Origin of the sequence: Pseudomonas sp. QL9 (genome assembly GCF_041409665.1) — a bacterium.
In the GTDB taxonomy this organism is placed as follows: Bacteria; Pseudomonadota; Gammaproteobacteria; order Pseudomonadales; family Pseudomonadaceae; genus Pseudomonas; species Pseudomonas knackmussii.
Window position 1 is genome coordinate 775,297 of record NZ_CP166971.1, and the last position, 17,003, is coordinate 792,299.

Annotated in this window: 15 protein-coding genes and 1 pseudogene; 7 read left to right on the forward strand and 9 right to left on the reverse strand. The window is 67.3% G+C overall.

Annotated features, from left to right (window positions below; translation table 11 throughout):
- Positions 1-47 precede the first annotated feature (47 nt).
- A complete protein-coding gene (locus ACA097_RS03585) occupies positions 48-656 on the forward strand; it encodes a LysE family translocator (protein ID WP_043251014.1) in 609 nt (202 codons plus the stop codon).
- Entirely contained in the window at positions 653-1,846 is a 1,194-nt protein-coding gene (locus ACA097_RS03590; RefSeq protein WP_160286442.1) for a benzoate/H(+) symporter BenE family transporter, read from the forward strand. Before ACA097_RS03585 ends, ACA097_RS03590 begins: the two co-directional genes overlap by 4 nt.
- Before the next feature lie 4 nt (positions 1,847-1,850).
- On the opposite strand, the gene ACA097_RS03595 is transcribed toward ACA097_RS03590, so the two are convergent.
- Positions 1,851-2,741, reverse strand: a complete 891-nt coding sequence (locus tag ACA097_RS03595) for a bile acid:sodium symporter family protein (RefSeq protein WP_371368561.1) — start codon at positions 2,739-2,741, stop codon at positions 1,851-1,853.
- Positions 2,742-2,955: 214 nt separating this feature from the next.
- The gene (locus ACA097_RS03600) at positions 2,956-3,717 is read right to left on the reverse strand and encodes an SDR family oxidoreductase (RefSeq protein WP_160286440.1); all 762 of its coding nucleotides are present in this window, start codon (positions 3,715-3,717) and stop codon (positions 2,956-2,958) included.
- Positions 3,718-3,954: 237 nt separating this feature from the next.
- Between ACA097_RS03600 and ACA097_RS03605 the strand changes: the two genes are divergently transcribed.
- Both ACA097_RS03605 and ACA097_RS03610 read left to right on the forward strand, forming a co-directional pair.
- Complete coding sequence (locus tag ACA097_RS03605) at positions 3,955-4,959, forward strand: NADP-dependent oxidoreductase (RefSeq protein ID WP_371368563.1); 1,005 nt, start codon at positions 3,955-3,957, stop codon at positions 4,957-4,959.
- 178 nt (positions 4,960-5,137) lie between these two features.
- Positions 5,138-6,838, forward strand: a complete 1,701-nt coding sequence (locus ACA097_RS03610) for a SulP family inorganic anion transporter (protein WP_371368565.1) — start codon at positions 5,138-5,140, stop codon at positions 6,836-6,838.
- Positions 6,839-7,044: 206 nt separating this feature from the next.
- Here ACA097_RS03610 and ACA097_RS03615 read toward each other — a convergent pair whose 3' ends face one another.
- From ACA097_RS03615 to ACA097_RS03630, 4 genes and pseudogenes are all read right to left on the reverse strand, one after another.
- The gene (locus tag ACA097_RS03615) at positions 7,045-7,908 is read right to left on the reverse strand and encodes a methyl-accepting chemotaxis protein (protein WP_371370472.1); all 864 of its coding nucleotides are present in this window, start codon (positions 7,906-7,908) and stop codon (positions 7,045-7,047) included.
- Positions 7,903-9,000: pseudogene (locus ACA097_RS03620) on the reverse strand (HAMP domain-containing protein); the annotation flags it as partial. The pseudogene ACA097_RS03620 and the gene ACA097_RS03615, both read right to left, overlap by 6 nt.
- A 214-nt stretch (positions 9,001-9,214) precedes the next feature.
- Positions 9,215-9,823, reverse strand: a complete 609-nt coding sequence (locus ACA097_RS03625) for a flavin reductase family protein (RefSeq protein WP_371368567.1) — start codon at positions 9,821-9,823, stop codon at positions 9,215-9,217.
- A gap of 62 nt (positions 9,824-9,885) precedes the next feature.
- Positions 9,886-10,164, reverse strand: a complete 279-nt coding sequence (locus tag ACA097_RS03630) for a hypothetical protein (protein ID WP_043257102.1) — start codon at positions 10,162-10,164, stop codon at positions 9,886-9,888.
- A 102-nt stretch (positions 10,165-10,266) separates the two neighbouring features.
- On the opposite strand from ACA097_RS03630, the gene ACA097_RS03635 reads away from it, so the two are divergent.
- The gene (locus ACA097_RS03635; RefSeq protein ID WP_043250995.1) at positions 10,267-10,620 is read left to right on the forward strand and encodes a GFA family protein; all 354 of its coding nucleotides are present in this window, start codon (positions 10,267-10,269) and stop codon (positions 10,618-10,620) included.
- 127 nt (positions 10,621-10,747) lie between these two features.
- Here ACA097_RS03635 and mnmH read toward each other — a convergent pair whose 3' ends face one another.
- Together mnmH and selD are read right to left on the reverse strand one after the other, a co-directional pair.
- Positions 10,748-11,848, reverse strand: coding sequence for a tRNA 2-selenouridine(34) synthase MnmH (gene mnmH, locus ACA097_RS03640; protein ID WP_371368570.1), 1,101 nt, complete (start codon positions 11,846-11,848; stop codon positions 10,748-10,750).
- Positions 11,848-12,882 (reverse strand): selenide, water dikinase SelD, encoded by a 1,035-nt coding sequence (gene selD, locus ACA097_RS03645; RefSeq protein WP_371368572.1) that lies wholly within the window; start codon positions 12,880-12,882, stop codon positions 11,848-11,850. Before selD ends, mnmH begins: the two co-directional genes overlap by 1 nt.
- A 147-nt stretch (positions 12,883-13,029) precedes the next feature.
- Between selD and ACA097_RS03650 the strand changes: the two genes are divergently transcribed.
- Positions 13,030-14,064, forward strand: coding sequence for a patatin-like phospholipase family protein (locus ACA097_RS03650; protein WP_160286432.1), 1,035 nt, complete (start codon positions 13,030-13,032; stop codon positions 14,062-14,064).
- 12 nt (positions 14,065-14,076) lie between these two features.
- Here ACA097_RS03650 and ACA097_RS03655 read toward each other — a convergent pair whose 3' ends face one another.
- Positions 14,077-14,976, reverse strand: a complete 900-nt coding sequence (locus tag ACA097_RS03655; protein WP_160286431.1) for a LysR substrate-binding domain-containing protein — start codon at positions 14,974-14,976, stop codon at positions 14,077-14,079.
- Positions 14,977-15,169: 193 nt separating this feature from the next.
- On the opposite strand from ACA097_RS03655, the gene ACA097_RS03660 reads away from it, so the two are divergent.
- On the forward strand, positions 15,170-16,792 hold the full coding sequence (locus tag ACA097_RS03660) for a 5-guanidino-2-oxopentanoate decarboxylase (RefSeq protein ID WP_371370473.1): 1,623 nt from the start codon (positions 15,170-15,172) through the stop codon (positions 16,790-16,792).
- The last annotated feature ends 211 nt before the right edge of the window (positions 16,793-17,003 follow it).

The following is a 17,003-nucleotide window of genomic DNA, read 5'->3' on the forward strand; positions in this document are numbered from 1 at the left end:
CCGGGGCTGGCAGTAGGCTGCGGAAAAACCACAAGACACTCGCCGCCATGCCTGCCGATCTGCTCGTCGCTTTCCTCGGCTTCGCCTTCGTCACCTCGATCACGCCCGGACCGAACAACATGATGCTGCTCGCCTCCGGGGTGAACTTCGGCGTACGCCGCACCCTGCCGCACATGCTTGGCATCAGCCTCGGCTTCCTGGTGCTGGTGGTCGCCGTCGGCCTGGGCCTGGACCAACTGTTCCGCGCCCTGCCCGTCACCTACCAGATTCTGCGCTACCTGGGCGGGGCCTACCTGCTCTACCTGGCCTGGTGCATCGCCCGCGCCGGCGCGCCAAAGACCGAGGGCCAGCGCGGCAAGCCGTTCAGCTTCCTGCAGGCGGCGGCCTTCCAGTGGGTCAACCCCAAGGCCTGGATCATGGCCATCGGCGCCATCACCACCTACACCCCGGAGCAGAATTTCATCGGCAACGTGCTGCTGATCGCCGTACTCTTCGCCGTGGTCAACCTGCCCAGCGTCGGCGCCTGGGCGGTGCTCGGCAGCCTGCTGCGGCAGTGGCTCGAGCAACCGGCCCGGCGCCGCCTGTTCAATCTCGGCATGGCCCTGCTGCTGGTGGCCTCCCTTTATCCCCTGCTCCTGGAAAGCGCTCACGCATGACCGACTCGACCAGCGCACGCCCGCGCCCCCTCGCCGACTCCTCCCCGGCCGCGATAGTCGCCGGCTTCGTCGCCATGCTCACCGGCTACACGAGTTCGCTGGTGCTGATGTTCCAGGCCGGCCAGGCCGCCGGGCTGACCAGCGCGCAGATTTCCTCGTGGATCTGGGCGCTGTCCATCGGCATGGCCCTGACCACCATCGGCCTGACCCTGCGCTACCGCACGCCCATCGTCATCGCCTGGTCGACGCCGGGCGCCGCACTGCTGATCAGCAGCCTGCCAGGCGTGCCATATTCGGAGGCGATAGGCGCGTACATCGTCTGTGCCGGCCTCATCACCTTCTGCGGCGTCACCGGCAGCTTCGACCGCCTGATGCGCCAGGTGCCCGGCTCGCTGGCGGCCGCGCTGCTGGCCGGCGTACTGTTCCGCATCTGCATTGAGATCTGCCGCGCCGCCGAGCAGCAGACGTTGCTGGTGGTGGCGATGTTCCTCAGCTACCTGCTAGCCAAGCGCCTGTCACCACGCTATGCGGTGTTCGTCGCACTGCTGGTCGGCGTAGCTCTGGCGGGCTTCCTTGGCCTGCTGAACTTCAGCCATTTCCAGCTGGAAGTGGCCAGGCCGGTGTGGACCAGCCCGAGCTTCTCCCTGGCCGCCACCATCAGCATCGGCATTCCGCTGTTCATCGTCGCCATGGCCTCGCAGAACATGCCGGGTCTGGCCGTGTTGCGCACCGACGGCTACCAGGTGCCGGCCTCGCCGCTGATCTCGACCACCGGCATCGCCTCGCTGCTGCTGGCGCCCTTCGGCTCCCACGGGATCAACCTGGCGGCGATCAGCGCGGCCATCTGCACCGGCCCCGAGGCCCACGAGAATCCGCACAAGCGCTACACCGCAGCGCTCTGGTGCGGGCTGTTCTACGGCATCGCAGGGATTTTCGGCGCCACCCTGGCAGCACTCTTCGCAGCCCTGCCCAAGGCCCTGGTGCTGTCCATCGCCGCCCTGGCCCTGCTCGGTTCGATCACCAACGGCCTGAGCAATGCCATGGCCGAGGCCCGCCAGCGCGAGGCGGCCATGGTCACCTTCCTGGTCACCGCTTCGGGCCTGACCCTGTTCTCCGTCGGCTCGGCCTTCTGGGGCCTGGTGGCGGGGCTGGCGACCCAGTTGATCCTCAACTGGCGCCGCGCCGCCTGAGCCCTCAGGCGGCGACTTCGGTCGCCGCCGCGCTCTTCACGCCGCGACTGACCCACCAGCCGAAGATGCCGGCGGTGAAGAACATCAGCACGCCATAGATGGCCGCCGGGATCGCCATGGTCTGGTTGTTCAGCAGCGACGGGCTCAACGCCAGGGCGATGGCCAGGGTGCCGTTGTGGATGCCGATCTCCATGCCGATGGCGATCGACTGCGGGCGCGAAAGCTTCAGCAGGCGCGGCGCCCAGTAGCCCACCGCCAGGCTGACCAGGTTGAAGCACAGCGCCGCCGCGCCCACCACCGGGGCGTAGGTGACGAAAGTCTGCCAGTCCTTGGTCACGGCGATGCCGATGATCACCGCCAGCAGCAGCGCCGAGAGTATCTTCACCGGCTTGGACAGCGCCGCCGCCACGCCCGGCAGCAGGCGGCGGATCAGCATGCCGATGGCCACCGGGCCGAGGACGATGACGAACACCTGCACCACTTTGCCGAACTGCAGCGGGATGGCCTGCTCGGCATCCATGAAGTAGGCCAGCGACAGGTTGACGATCAGCGGCATGGTGAGGATGGCGATCACCGAATTCACCGCGGTCAGGGTGATGTTCAGCGCTACGTCGCCGTGGGCCAGGTGGCTATAGAGGTTCGCCGTGGTGCCGCCGGGCGACGCGGCCAGCAGCATCATGCCCACCGCCAGCGCCGCTTCCAGGCCGAAGCCGAGGGTGATCAGGAAGCAGGCCAGCGGCAGCAGGAGGATCTGGCAGACCAGCCCGATCAGTACCGGTTTCGGGTAGCGCACCACGCGGGCGAAGTCGGCCAGGGTCAGCGACAGGCCGAGGCCGAGCATGATGATGCCCAGGGCGATGGGTAGGAACAGGGTGAGCAAGGGGCTGGTGGTCATTGTTGTTCTCCGTGGGGACACGCCGGCCGGCGGTCTGCTGCCGCCGTAGGCCGATTCTTTCCTTTGTGTAGGACCTTGTAACTGTCCCTGGCGGCCAAAAGCGGGTCCAGGCGTAACAGAATGCGAATGAACCCGAGCGCCGAAAAAGCAGAAGGCGGATGACCGTTACCGATCATCCGCCTTGGCGATGCATTGCGAAGGCGCTCGCGCCGACTCAGATCGCCGTGGAGCCACCATCCACCGGCAGGGCGATACCAGTGGTGAAGCCGGCGTTGTCGCTGCACAGGTAAAGGACTGCCGAGGCGATTTCCTCGACCTTACCGACGCGGCCCACCGGATGCATGGCGGCGGCGAACTCGGCCTTCTTCGGGTCGGCCTCGTAGGCGCGGCGGAACATGTCGGTATCGATCACCGCCGGGCACACCGCGTTGATGCGGACTTTCTTCTTCGCGTATTCGATGGCGGCCGACTTGGTCAGGCCGATCACCGCGTGCTTGGAGGCTGCATAGATGCTCATCTTCGGCGCGGCGCCCAGACCTGCCACCGAAGCGGTGTTGACGATGGCGCCGCCGCCCTGGGCGAGCATCACCGGAATCTGGTGCTTCATGCACAGCCAGACGCCCTTCACGTTGACGCCGATGATGGCGTCGAACTCGCTCTCCTGGCCGTCGGCCAGCTTGCCCTGCTCGATCTCGATGCCGGCGTTGTTGAAGGCGTAGTCGAGGCGGCCGTAGGCAGCCACGGTGCCGGCAACCAGCGCCTGGACCTCGGCGTCGCGGGTCACGTCGCAGCGGATGAAGGTGGCTTCGCCACCGGCGGCGCGGATCAGCTCGACCGTGGCCTCGCCGCCCTTGCTGTCGACGTCCGAGACCACCACCTTGATCCCTTCGCGGGCGAAGGCCTGGGCGGTGGCGCGACCGATGCCGGCGGCGGCGCCGGTGACCAGGGCGACCTGGCCGGAAAGCAGCTGACTCATGGGGGATCCTCGAACGGAAATAGGGAAACCCCGCGAGTCTAGCCAGCGACCGCGCGCCGCGAAGCACTATCAGGAACCCTTAGCGGCATGCATGCGTCTAGCTGATGATCCCCGGCCCGCTGAATCACCCGGGTCGATGAACCAGCATTCCCAAAGGTGGACGTCACTTGCCGAGCGACCGCCCAAGTACTATCTCCTAGGACTTCCCCTCTCCATTCGTGATTCGAGGCCCCTGCCATGTCCGCACCGCTGAACCGCCAGTTCGTCCTAGCCCAACGCCCCCTCGGCGCCATCGACAACGACACCTTCCGCTATGTGGAGAGCCCACTCGGCCAGCCCGGTCCGGGGCAGATCCTGGTGCGCAACCTGTACCTGTCGCTGGACCCGGCGATGCGCGGCTGGCTCAACGACGCCAAGTCCTACATTCCGCCGGTGGGTATTGGCGAAGTGATGCGCGCGCTCGGCGTCGGCCAGGTCATCGCCTCGAACAACCCGTCGTTCGCCGTCGGCGACCACGTCAACGGCGCCCTCGGCGTGCAGGACTACTTCCTCGGCGAGCCCAAGGGCTTCTACAAGGTCGACCCGAACCGCGCGCCCCTGCCGCTGTACCTCTCGGCCCTGGGCATGACCGGCATGACCGCCTACTTCGGCCTGCTCGACGTCGGCCAGCCCAAGGCCGGCGAGACCGTGCTGGTCTCGGCGGCGGCCGGGGCGGTCGGCAGCGTGGTCGGCCAGGTCGCCAAGATCAAGGGCTGCAAGGTCATCGGCATCGCCGGCGGCGAGGACAAGTGCCGCTACCTGGTGGAAGAGCTCGGCTTCGACGGCGCCATCGACTACAAGAACGAGGACGTCGCCGCCGGACTCAAGCGCACCTGCCCGAACGGCATCGACGTGTTCTTCGACAACGTCGGCGGCGAGATCCTCGACGCCGCCCTCTCCCGCCTGGCGCCCAAGGCGCGGGTGGTGATCTGCGGCGCGATCAGCCAGTACAACAACAAGCAGGCGGTTAAAGGCCCGGCCAACTACCTGTCGCTGCTGGTCAACCGCGCGCGCATGGAAGGCATGGTGGTGATGGACTACGCCAGCCGCTTCCCCGAAGGCCTGCGCGACATGTCGACCTGGCTGGCCGAGGGCAAGCTGAAATCCAAGGAAGACATCGTCGACGGCCTGCAGACCTTCCCGCAGACCGTGCTCAAGCTGTTCAGCGGCGAGAACTTCGGCAAGCTGGTGCTGAAGGTCTGATGCCAGCCTGAAGCGCTTTTCGTAGGAGCGAGCTTGCTCGCGAATGACCGGGCACCGCCGCCGTTCGCGAGCAAGCTCGCTCCTACAAAGCCCCCTCTCGAAAACCTTCGTCTTCCTTGTGCACGACACTGGCGCCTGCGGCTAAGCTCCAGCCCTGACGCTCCCAGGAAGACTTTTCATGCCCCTCGCCCGCTGGCTCCCCGGCCTGCACTCTCTGCTGCATTACCGGCGCGCCTGGCTGCGCCCCGACATCCTTGCCGGTGTCTCGGTCGCGGCAGTGCAGATACCCACCGCCATCGCCTATGCCCAGGTCATCGGTTTCCCCGCCCAGGTCGGACTCTACGCCTGCATCCTGCCGATGCTCATCTATGCCCTGCTGGGCAGCTCGCGGCAGCTGATGGTCGGCCCGGATGCCGCCACGGCAGCCATGGTCGCCGCCGCGATCACGCCGCTGGCCGCGGGCGATCCGCAACGCCTGCTGCAGTTGTCGATGATCGTCGCGGTCATGGTCGGGTTGCTCTCCATCGCCGGCGGCATCGCGCGCGCCGGCTTCGTCGCCAGCTTCCTGTCGCGCCCGACGCTGGTCGGCTATCTCAATGGCATCGGCCTGAGCCTGATCGCCGGCCAGCTCGGCAAGCTGCTCGGCTACCACACCGAGACCAGCGGCTTCCTCGCCGGCCTGCTGGCGCTGCTGCGCAACCTCGGCGCCACCCACCTGCCGACCCTCGGCCTGGGCGTCGCCACCCTGCTGCTGATGATCTTCCTGCCGCGCCGCTTCCCCAAGGTACCCGGTACCCTGGTCGGCGTGCTCTTTGCCACCCTTGCCAGCCTGCTGCTGGGGCTTGAGCACTATGGTGTCGCGTTGCTCGGCGAGGTGCCCCAGGGCCTGCCGGAGCTGGCCTGGCCGCGCACCAGCGTGCAGGAGATCGGCAACCTGTTCCGCGATGCCCTGGGCATCACCATCGTCAGTTTCTGCAGCGCCATGCTCACCGCGCGCAGCTTCGCGGCGCGGCACGGTTACGCCGTCGATGCCAACCACGAAATGATGGCCCTGGGCGTGGCCAACATAGGCGCGGGTATCTCCCAGGGCTTCGTCATCAGCGGCGCCGACTCGCGCACCGCGGTGAACGACATGGTCGGCGGCCAGAGCCAGATGGTCGGGGTGGTGGCCGCCCTGGTGATCGGCATCGCGCTGCTGCTGTTCAGCGGCCCGCTGGGCTGGATTCCCGTGCCCGCCCTAGGCGCGGTGCTGCTGATGGCCGGCTGGGGCTTGATCGACTTCGCAGCGCTCAAGGGTTTCTGGCGCCTCTCCCGCTTCGAGTTCGGCCTGTGCCTGCTGACGACCGTGGGCGTACTGAGCGTCGGCGTGCTGCCGGGGATCTTCGTCGCCATCATCCTCGCCCTGCTGCGCCTGCTCTATCTCACCTATCGCCCGAACGACGCGGTGCTCGGCTGGGTACACGGCATCGACGGCCAGGTGGAACTGAGCCGCTACCCGCAGGCGCATACCCTGCCGGGCCTGGTGATCTATCGCTTCGATGCGCCGCTGCTGTTCTTCAACGCCGACTACTTCAAGCAGCGCCTGCTGCAGGTGACGTCTGAAGCCAAGGCTCCGCGCGCGGTACTGCTCAACGCCGAAGGCATGCTCAACCTGGACGTGACCGGCATGTCGACCCTGCGCGAAGTGCAGGAAACGCTGGCGGCGCAGAACATCCACCTGGCCCTGGCGCGGGTGCCCGAGCTGACCCTGGGCATGCTGCGCCGCTCCGGCCAGCTCGGAGAGCTCAAGCCGCCGCTGCTGTTCAGCTCGGTGCGTGCCGGGGTGAATGCCTACCGGCATTGGTATAAGCGGCAGCAGGAGAACAACGCGCGGCCGTAGGAGCGGATCTCATCCGCGATTTTGTTCGCGAACCGCACAGCACGAAAGCCGAACCTGTAGGGCGAATAACCCAGAAGGGGTTATCCGCCGTTTGCGTGTCGGGTGGTGGTGCATAACCGCGAACGCGGTTATGCACCCTACGGATGGATTTGTGCGGGACATTCGCGGATGAGATCCGCTCCTACAGGAGCCCCCTGAGCCCCCCGTTACAGCCGGAACTGCCCCACCATCCCCTGCAGGTCGCGGCTGAGCTGGGCCAGTTCGACGCTGGAACTGGCCGTCGATTCCATCGCTTGCGCCGACTCGTCGGCGATACCGCGGATGCTGGTGACACTGCGGTTGATCTCCTCGGCCACCGCGCTCTGCTGCTCCGAGGCCGCGGCGATCTGCTGGTTCATCTGGTGGATCACGGCCACCGCCGCGGCGATCTCGTTCAGCGCGGACTCGGTCTGCTCGGCGTCCTCCACGCTCTTCTCCACCAGTTGATGGCTGCGCTGCATGCGCTGAACCGAGGTCTGCGCGCCGCTCTGCAGGGCACTGATGAGCTTCTCGATTTCTTCCGTGGATTGCTGGGTGCGGCGGGCCAAGGCGCGCACTTCGTCGGCAACGACCGCGAAGCCGCGGCCCTGGTCGCCAGCCCGCGCGGCCTCGATGGCAGCGTTGAGTGCCAGCAGGTTGGTCTGCTCGGCCACCGCCTTGATCACGTCGAGCACGCTACCGATGTTCTGGCTCTCGCGGCCCAACTGCTCGATGCTCTGGGTCGCCTGGCGCACCGCCTCGGCCAGCTCGCCGATGCGGCCGATGGTCTGGCGCACCACCTGCTGACCGCTGGCCACGGTGCTGTCGGCCTGCTCCGCGGAAGTCGCTGCCGCCTCGGCGTTGCGCGCCACCTCGTGTACGGTCGCCGCCATCTCGTTCATCGCCGTGGCGACCTGGTCGGTCTCGGCCTTCTGATTGTTGACGCCCAGCTGGGTGCGCTCGGTGATGCCGGACAGCCCCTGCGCCGAAGCGGTGATGCGCGTAACGCCATCCTGCAGGCGGCCAACGATGCCGCGCAGGCTGTCAGCCATACCCGCTACGGCGGTCTGCAGCTGACCGACCTCATCGCGACGGCGGGCCTCGATGTTCAGGCTCAGGTCGCCCTCGGCGATGCGGCTGGCCGCGCCTATGACCTGACGCAGCGGGCGCACGATCAGCAGGGTGATGAGCAGCGCGGCCAGGGCGCCAACCAGCAGCGCCAGCGCCGCCGAAACCAGGATCAGCAAGCCGCGGGTCTTGAGGTTGCCGGCCATCGCCGCCTGTTGCGCGGCGTAGGAGGCGTCCACCTGCTGCATCATCTCGGTGGCGCGTTGCGCCATCTGCTGGTGCGCCTGCTGTTCCTTGTCGAGGTCGGCCGAGTAGTCGTTCAGGTTGCTGCCGAAGGCATCGATGTTGGTGGCCACGTCCTTGAGCACGGAGACGTAGGCGTTGTCGGTGATGGCGGCCTGCAGCTTGCGCGACAGCTCCAGGGCGTCGTCGGCGGACTTGATCTTGCCGCCGTCGGCCGCAGCGCCGTCCTTCTGGTCCAGTCGCGCGCGGGCCTCGTTGAGCCCTTGCAGCACCAGGTGATAGAGCTGGCCGACCTGGGTCGCCTGCTGCAGCAGTTCCTCGCCCTTCTGCCCCTGGGTCTGCTTGAGTTCGTAGGCGCCGTCGTCGGCGAGGCTCGACTGCAGGATGTCCAGGCTGTTGGACGCACTCGACACCGACCAACCGGCCGCTTCCAGCGCCAGGCGGCGGCTCTTGCTGGCCTGCTCGAAGCGGCCGAAGGATTCCAGGTAGCCGGCGATGGCCTGTTCGACCCGCGCCATCGCCTCGGCCTGGTCAGGCTGAGCCTTGAGCTGCGCCGCGCGCTCGCCGATGCCCTTGGCCTGCAGTCGCAGTTGATCGGCGGCCTTGGGATCGGCGCTGAGCACGAAGTCCTTCTCGCTCTGGCGCATCTCCAGGACCTGGCGGTTGATCGCGCTCATGGCATCGAGCACGGCGAAACGCTGCTCGATGGAGCGCAGCGCACTGATGCCGATGGCCGCCACCAGCGCGGTCAGCAACAGGACCAGGCCGAAGCCGATGGCGAGTTTCTTCGCCGTCCCAAGATCGGCCAAGCGCCTTTGCACGAACACGACCATAGTTACTGCCCCCCTGCCCTAGCTGTGCGGGAAAGTCTTCGTCGGAAGCTCTCCCGTTCTTTGTCGGTACCCTGGGGCGGAACATTAGGAGCGCGCCGACCGCCGGAACAAGGGCCGGTGGCGGTGCTGGCAAACCGATGGTGCGCACAGGCATGCGCAGGTCGCGCTCAGGACAGTCACGCGCCAAACGCCCGGCGCGCGGCGGCGCGTGCGTCTATTTGGGGCGGATCATGCTGAAGGTGTCGCGGGTGCGGCAGTACTGGGTGCCGCCGAGGCGGCCGACCAGGTCCAGCTTCGCCGGGTCGACATGGCGCTCGTCGCGCAGCACCGCGTCATCGATATGCGCCAGCAGTACGCGGGCGAAGATCAGGTAGCAGCTCGGCGCGTCGGCCGGGTACGGCTGGATCTGCGCCAGCTCGCACTCGAAGGCCACCGGCGCGCCGGCCACGCGCGGCGGCGCAACGCGCTCGCTGGGCAACGTGGCGATGCCGGCATGCTCGAACTCGCTGGTGCCGTGCGGCAGGTTGGCGGCGGTGGCGTTCATCGCCTCGGCGTGTGCCGCATCGACCAGGTGAATGACCAGTTGGCCGGTCTCGCGCACGTTGATCAGGGTGTCCTTGACGCTGCCGTCATCGCGGATGCTGGTGTTGACCATCAGCGTCGGCGGCTCGTCGCTGATGACCTGGAAGAAGCTGAACGGCGCCAGGTTGCTGCGCCCGTCGGCGGACAGCGTGGAGACCCAGGCGATGGGCCGCGGGGTGACGGTCGAGGCCAGCCAACGGTAGGCATCGGCGGGCGCGAGGGAGGAGAAATCGAGTTGCATCGACGAGGATTCCGGGCTGCGGGCGAGCCGGAATTATGCCCGCCCGCAACCCGCCAACGGAATCAGCGGCCGGCGCGCGACTCCTTGATGTAGAAGCGCGCCTTGGTCGCCTTGTCCAGGCAGCCGCCGTAGGACTCGACCTGCTGCTCGGTCTTGGCCGCGGTGATCAGGGTCAGCGCCTTGGAATAGCTGACGGTGCCGGCGAACCCCTCTGCTTTAGCAAGGTCCAGCTCGCGCCAGGCGGCACTCAGTTCGTTGGCACAGTTGTCGCGATTGACCGTGGTGCCGGAGCAACCGGCCAGTAGCAGAGCGAGGGCCAGCAGGGAAAGTACGGGCTTCATGTCGATCTCCATGGGGAAGCGGGCGACTTCCAGCTTAGTCGCCCGCCACGCATGGCGCCGGGGTCTACACTGCAAATCCTCTGAAACCGGAGGACTGCCACCATGCTCTACCAGGGAAGCTGCCATTGCGGCGCGATCGCCTTTGAGGCCGAAGCCGACGCCCCGATCACCGAAGTCACCAGCTGCAACTGCTCGATCTGCCGGCGCAAGGGCTCGCTGCTGTGGTTCGTGCCGCGCGCCAAGCTGACGCTGAAAACGCCGGAAAGCGCCATGAGCACCTACACCTTCCGAACCCACAAGATCGAGCACAAGTTCTGCGCCACCTGCGGCGTGAGTCCCCTGGCATTCGCTACCGCGCCTGACGGCACGCCGATGGCGGCGGTGAACGTGCGCTGCCTGCCGGATGTGGAGCTCAATGGCCTGAAGGTCAATGAGTTCGACGGCAAGAGCCTTTGACGCGGAGCGTTATACGCCGATTGGCTGCGGCTCCACAGCGCTCCGGATTCGCCCCCGGCGCGGGCCATCAGCCGGGTGTACCGGCGTACAACCGCGAACGGTTGTACGCCCTACGCCAGACCTACCGTCAGCGCTTTGCGCGCTGACGTAGGTACTCCAGCACCTCGGCATGGTTGCCGCGAAACTCGATGCGCGACTCCTTGCTCTGCAGCTGGTAGGCGTACATCGGGTCGTAGTACTCACCGAGCAGTCCCTCGATCCAGCCGCGATGCAGGTCGACCGCGCCACTGCCGCGCTGCTCGTCGAGCGCCGCGTCGAGGATCTCCGCCATGCGCTGGTAGCGCTCGCCGCCCAGGCGCTTGACGATGCCCGCCAGGCTCTTCTGCAGATAGGCCGCAAAGGCCTCGAAGCCCTCGTCCGGGTCGCCCTTCACGCTCACGAACTCGGCACACAGGTTGACCACGTAGTCCTTGAGGATGCGCTCGACGCGCCCCTCGAAGCTGTCCTCCAGCCACACCAGCGGATAGCCCTGCATGCCCTGGTACAGCTCCAGCGGCAGCGAGCAGCTGCCGACGATGCGACCCTCGTCTTCCAGCACGAACTGCTCGATGCCGGCATGGCGCTTCTTCAGGATGTCGATGGCCAGGCGGTTCTCGAAATCGATCTGCGCCGGCTGCGGCGTGGCGCGGCGACCGAAACTGGAACCCCGGTGATTGGCGTGGCCCTCGAGATCGAGCGCGTTATCCAGCTCGGCGATCACTTCGGTCTTGCCGGTGCCGGTGAGGCCGCCGACCAGCACGAAGCCGCACTCTTCGGTCGCAGCGCGGGTGGTGTCGAAGAGGAAGCCGCGCATCGCCTTGTAGCCACCGACCACGCGCGGGTATTCGATGCCGGCTTCCTTCATCCATTGCTGGACGATCTGCGAGCGCAGCCCACCGCGGAAGCAGTACAGGTAGCCGTCCGGATGCTTTCGAGCGAAGTCCAGCCAGGCTTCGACGCGTTCCGCCTTGACCTTGCCGCAGACCAGCTCGTGGCCGAGGGCGATGGCCGCCTGCTGGCCGTGCTGTTTGTAGCTGGTGCCAACCTTCTGCCGCTCGATGTCGTTCATCAGCGGCAGGTTGACCGTGTGCGGGAAGGCACCCTTGGTGAATTCCACCGGGGCGCGGACGTCCATCAGCGGGACGTCTTCGAGGAAAAGCTCGCGGTAGTGCCGGGTGTTGTCGCGCATCAGGCCACCTCTACCGCGTGACGCTGTCGCTCGACCAGCTCGCCGATGGGTGCCAGTTGCAGCCCCAGTTCGGCGGCCACGGCGAGGAACTCCGCCTCCCCCTCCGGCGTCACTGCGACCAACAGGCCGCCGCTGGTCTGCGGGTCGCACAGCAGCAACTTGTGCAGCTCCGGAATCGGCGCGATGCGCTCGCCGTAGCTGTCGAAATTGCGCAGGGTGCCGCCGGGTATGCAGCCCTGTTCCAGGTAGTACTCGACATTCGCCAGGCGCGGCACGGCGTCGAAGCGGATGCGCGCGGTCAGCCTGGCGCCATCGGCCATTTCCACCAGATGGCCGAGCAGGCCGAAGCCGGTGACGTCGGTCATCGCCGTGACCCCGGCGAGCTTGCCGAAGCGGCTACCCGGCTTGTTCAGGGTGCACATCCAGTCGCGGGCGAGGCCAACGTCCTCGGCGCGCAGCTTGGATTTCTTCTCGGCGGTGGTGAGGATGCCGATGCCCAGCGGCTTGGAGAGATACAGGCGGCAGCCGGCAGTGGCGGTGTCGTTGCGCTTCATGAAGCGCTTCTCCACAAGGCCGGTGACGGCCAGGCCGAAGATCGGCTCGGGGGCATCGATGGAGTGGCCGCCGGCCAGCGGGATGCCGGCTTCGTCGCAGACCTTGCGGCCGCCGGCGATGACTTCGCGGGCAATCTCCGGCGCCAGCACATTGACCGGCCAACCGAGGATGGCGATGGCCATCAGCGGGTCGCCGCCCATGGCGTAGATGTCGCTGATGGCGTTGGTCGCGGCGATGCGGCCGAAGTCGAAGGGATCGTCGACGATCGGCATGAAGAAGTCGGTGGTGGAGACCACGCCGCGCTCGGCATCGATCTCGTAGACCGCCGCGTCATCGCGCGAGGCATTGCCGACCCACAGCTTCGGGTCGAGGTTCTGCGCGCCGCTGCCGGCCAGGATCACCTCCAGCACCTTGGGGGAAATCTTGCAGCCGCAGCCTGCGCCGTGGCTGTACTGGGTGAGGCGGATCGGGTCGCTCATGGTGGCTCCGGAAGGCAGGGAATCGATCGGCCGATTCTAGCAAACACCCTTGGCGTGCCGCCCGCCCCGGGCGTATCGTCGATGGCATGTGGCACAGCGCTCGAGGGGCTGCGCGCTGTCGTTCAAGCCTTGCCAGGGGGACCTTCGATGAACAAACAGGTGGCGCTGGTGCTCGGCTCCGGTGGCGCCCGGGGCTATGCGCACATTGGCGTGATCGAGGAACTGGAACGGCGCGGCTACGAAATCGCCTGCATCGCCGGCTGCTCCATGGGCTCGGTGATCGGCGGCATCTACGCCGCCGGCAAATTGCGCGAGTACCGCGAGTGGGTGGAAAGCCTCGACTACCTGGACGTGCTGCGCCTGCTCGACGTCAGCTTCCGCCTCGGGGCCATCCGTGGCGAACGGGTATTCGGCAAGATTCACGAGATTCTCGGCGAGATAAACATCGAAGACCTGCCGATCCCCTACACGGCGGTCGCCACGGACCTCATCAACCAACAGGAAATCTGGTTCCAGGAAGGCAACTTGCACCAGGCCATGCGCGCCTCGGCGGCCATCCCCAGCCTGTTCACCCCGGTCGTGCAGGGCAATCGCATGCTGGTCGACGGCGGCCTGCTCAACCCGCTGCCGATCGTGCCGGTGGTGTCCAGCCACGCGGACCTGATCATCGCGGTCAACCTCAACGGCACCAACGACAAGCACTACCAGTTGCCGACCATCGAGCGCCCCGCGGCGATCAAGGGGCGCTTCGACAGCCTGGTCGGCTCGCTCACCGACAAGCTGGCCTTCCTGCGCCGCCCCAACGCCGAAATGGAGACCCCACCGGAGCTGCGCGCCGAGGCGCTGCTGATACCGGTGCCGGACAGCGAGGAAACCCCGCTGGCCACTCCGCAGCCAATCGCCGCGCCCCAGGCCAAGGGCTCGCCGCGCTCGGCCAGCGGCATCCGGGTGATCGAGAGCAGCGGGCCGGCCTCGCTGCTGGAGCTGGTCAACCAGAGCTTCGAAGTGATGCAGACCTCGCTGGCGCAGTACAAGATCGCCGGCTACCCGCCGGACATCCTGATCAACGTGCCCAAGCGCGTGTGCCGCTTCTTCGAGTTCTACAAGGCGCCGGAACTGATCGCCCTCGGCCGGCAGGTCGCCAGCGATACGCTGGATCGCTACGAGGCGGAGAATTCCTGAACCACGGCAGGGTCAGGCGATCTGTTCGCCTTCGACCCCGGCGGCCTGCAGCAACAGCCAGTCGATCAACTCACGCAACTGCGGCGACGGTTCCCGGCGCTGCGGATAGACCAGGTAGTACGCCAAGCCGGTACGCACCTTCAGCGAGAAGGGCGCGACCAGGCGACCGGCGCGCAGATCGTCGCCGCTCAGCACCCAATCCCCCATCGCCACGCCGGCTCCCTGCACTGCCACCGACATGGCCAGGTCCAGGGTGTCGAAGTGCTGCCCCTTGCCGATATTTCTGACCCGCGTGCCGGCGGCGCGCAGCCAGGCTTCCCAGTCGCGCTGGTCGCGGGTGGGGTGCAGCAGCATGTGCCGTTCCAGGTCCGCGAAGACCTCCAGCGGCTGGGGCCCGGCCAGCAGTTGCGGGGCGCAGACCGGCGTCAGCTGCTCGTCGAACAGGCGATGACAGGACAATTGCTCGTCCGGCTGGCCGCCGTAGATCACCGCGGCATCGAACTCCTCGCTGCGGAAATCCACCGAGTGCTGCACGGTGGTGGTCAGCTCCACCGGCACGTCCGGTCGCTCGGCCTGCCACTGCAGCAGGCGCGGCAGCAGCCAGCGCATGATGCAGGTGGGCGCTTTAAGCTGCAGCGCCTCGCGCTTGCCGCCGACCTCGCCCACGGCCTCTTCGATCAGCGCGAACACCTGCTGGATGCGCGGCAGCAGCTCGCGCCCCTGTGTCGTGAGGCTCAGCCCGCGGGCCTGGCGCTGGAACAAGGGATAGCCCAGGTGGCTTTCCAGGCCGGCGATCTGCCGGCTCACCGCGCCCTGGGTGATATGCAGCAGACCGGCCGCATGGGTGAAATTGCAGCACTGCGCGGTGACCAGGAAGGTGTGCAGAGCAGGCAGGGGGGGAAGCCGCTTCATCGATGCCCAGGCATGAGGTGAGAACATGCCTAGTATGACAAATTTTGGTTTGTCAGCACCTGGCGCCGGCAGGCTCAATCCCGTCTCCCATACGCGCCCCCTCGACTGCCTCCCTGCCCCTCGCCCCTTGTCTGGCGTCGGCGAACCCGCCGAGATGGCGCGCCCGATCGACGACAAGAAAAGGACGATGACCATGGCCACATGCGGCGAAGTTCTGGTGCACCTGCTCGAAGGCTACGGTGTCGAGCAAGTGTTCGGCATCCCCGGCGTACATACCGTGGAGCTCTATCGCGGGCTTGCCCGCTCGAAAATCCGCCACGTCACGCCGCGCCACGAGCAAGGCGCCGGCTTCATGGCCGACGGTTACGCGCGCACCAGCGGCAAGCCCGGCGTGTGCTTCATCATCACCGGCCCGGGCATGACCAACATCGCCACGGCCATGGCCCAGGCCTACGCCGACTCGATTCCGATGCTGGTGATCTCCAGCGTGCAGTCGCGCAGCCAGCTGGGCGGCGGGCGCGGCAAGCTCCATGAGCTGCCGTCGCAGAGCAACCTGATCGCCGGTTGCAGCGCCTTCTCCCACACGCTGATGTCGGCCGCCGAACTGCCGGCCGTGCTGGCCCGCGCCTTCGCCCTGTTCCAGGCCGGCCGCCCGCGTCCGGTGCACATCGAGATCCCCCTCGACGTGCTGGTGGAGAACGCCGACGCGCTGCTCGCCAGCCAACCAGTCCAGGTAGCGCGCGCCGGCGCCGCACCGGCAGCGGTGGCCGAGATGGCCAGCCTGCTCGCAGGAGCGCGGCGTCCGCTGATCCTCGCCGGCGGCGGTGCGATCGATGCCGGCCCTGCCCTGCAGCGCTTGGCCGAGCACCTGCATGCCCCCGTGGCGCTGACCATCAACGCCAAGGGCCTGCTGCCTTCGCGCCACCCGCTGCTGATCGGCTCGACGCAGTCCCTCGAGGCCACCCGCGAACTGGTCAACGAGGCCGACGTGGTCCTCGCGGTCGGCACCGAGCTCGGCGAAACCGACTACGACGTGACCTTCGCCGGCGGATTCAAGATTCCCGGCGCCCTGCTGCGCATCGACATCGACCCGGATCAGACGGTGCGCAATTACCCGCCGCGTGCCGCGCTGGTCGCCGACTCCCGGCTGGCACTGGAAGCCTTGCTCAGCGCCCTGGACGGCCAGCCCCTGGCGGTCGACACCGAGCACTGGGGCGCCCGCCGCGCCGCCAGCCTGCGCGAAGTGCTGCTGGGAACCTGGGACGACAACCTGCGTGCCCAGACCCGCTTCCTGCGCGCCGCGCTGGACGAGCTGCCCGAAGCCGTGCTGGTCGGCGATTCGACCCAGCCGGTGTACACCGGCAACCTCACCCTCGACCTGGAGCAGCCGCGCCGCTGGTTCAACTCCTCGACCGGCTACGGCACCCTCGGCTACGCGCTACCGGCCGCCATCGGCGCCTGGCTGGGCGACGCGTCGCGACGCCCCGTGCTGTGCCTGATCGGCGACGGCGGACTGCAGTTCACCCTGCCGGAGCTGGCCAGCGCCGTGGAAGCGCACGTGCCGCTGATCGTCCTGCTGTGGAACAACCACGGCTACGAGGAAATCAAGAAGTACATGGTCAACCGCGACATCGAGCCGGTCGGCGTGGACATCTACACCCCCGACTTCATCGGCGCGGCCAAGGCACTGGGCTGCAAGGCGCATCGCGCGGGCGACGAAGCGGCACTGCGCGCCGCGCTGCGCGAAGCCGGCGCCAGCTCGCTGCCGACCCTGATCGAGATCGACCAGGCGACCTGGATGAGCAGCCTGGGCTGATGCCTCTCTCCCTGCCGCACCGGGCGGCAGGGATATTCCTGGGGATCGTTCCCCGCCCCGCGCCGTCTTCACGGCGCTTTTTTTCGACCGTGAAACAGCTCTAGAACGGACCTTCCAGGGGAGGCCTGTCGTTTGTGCATGGACGCACGCCAGCCATGCGCCCAGGACATGGCTCCGATGACATTTTTTCGATTGTTGGCCCCTCGCCGAG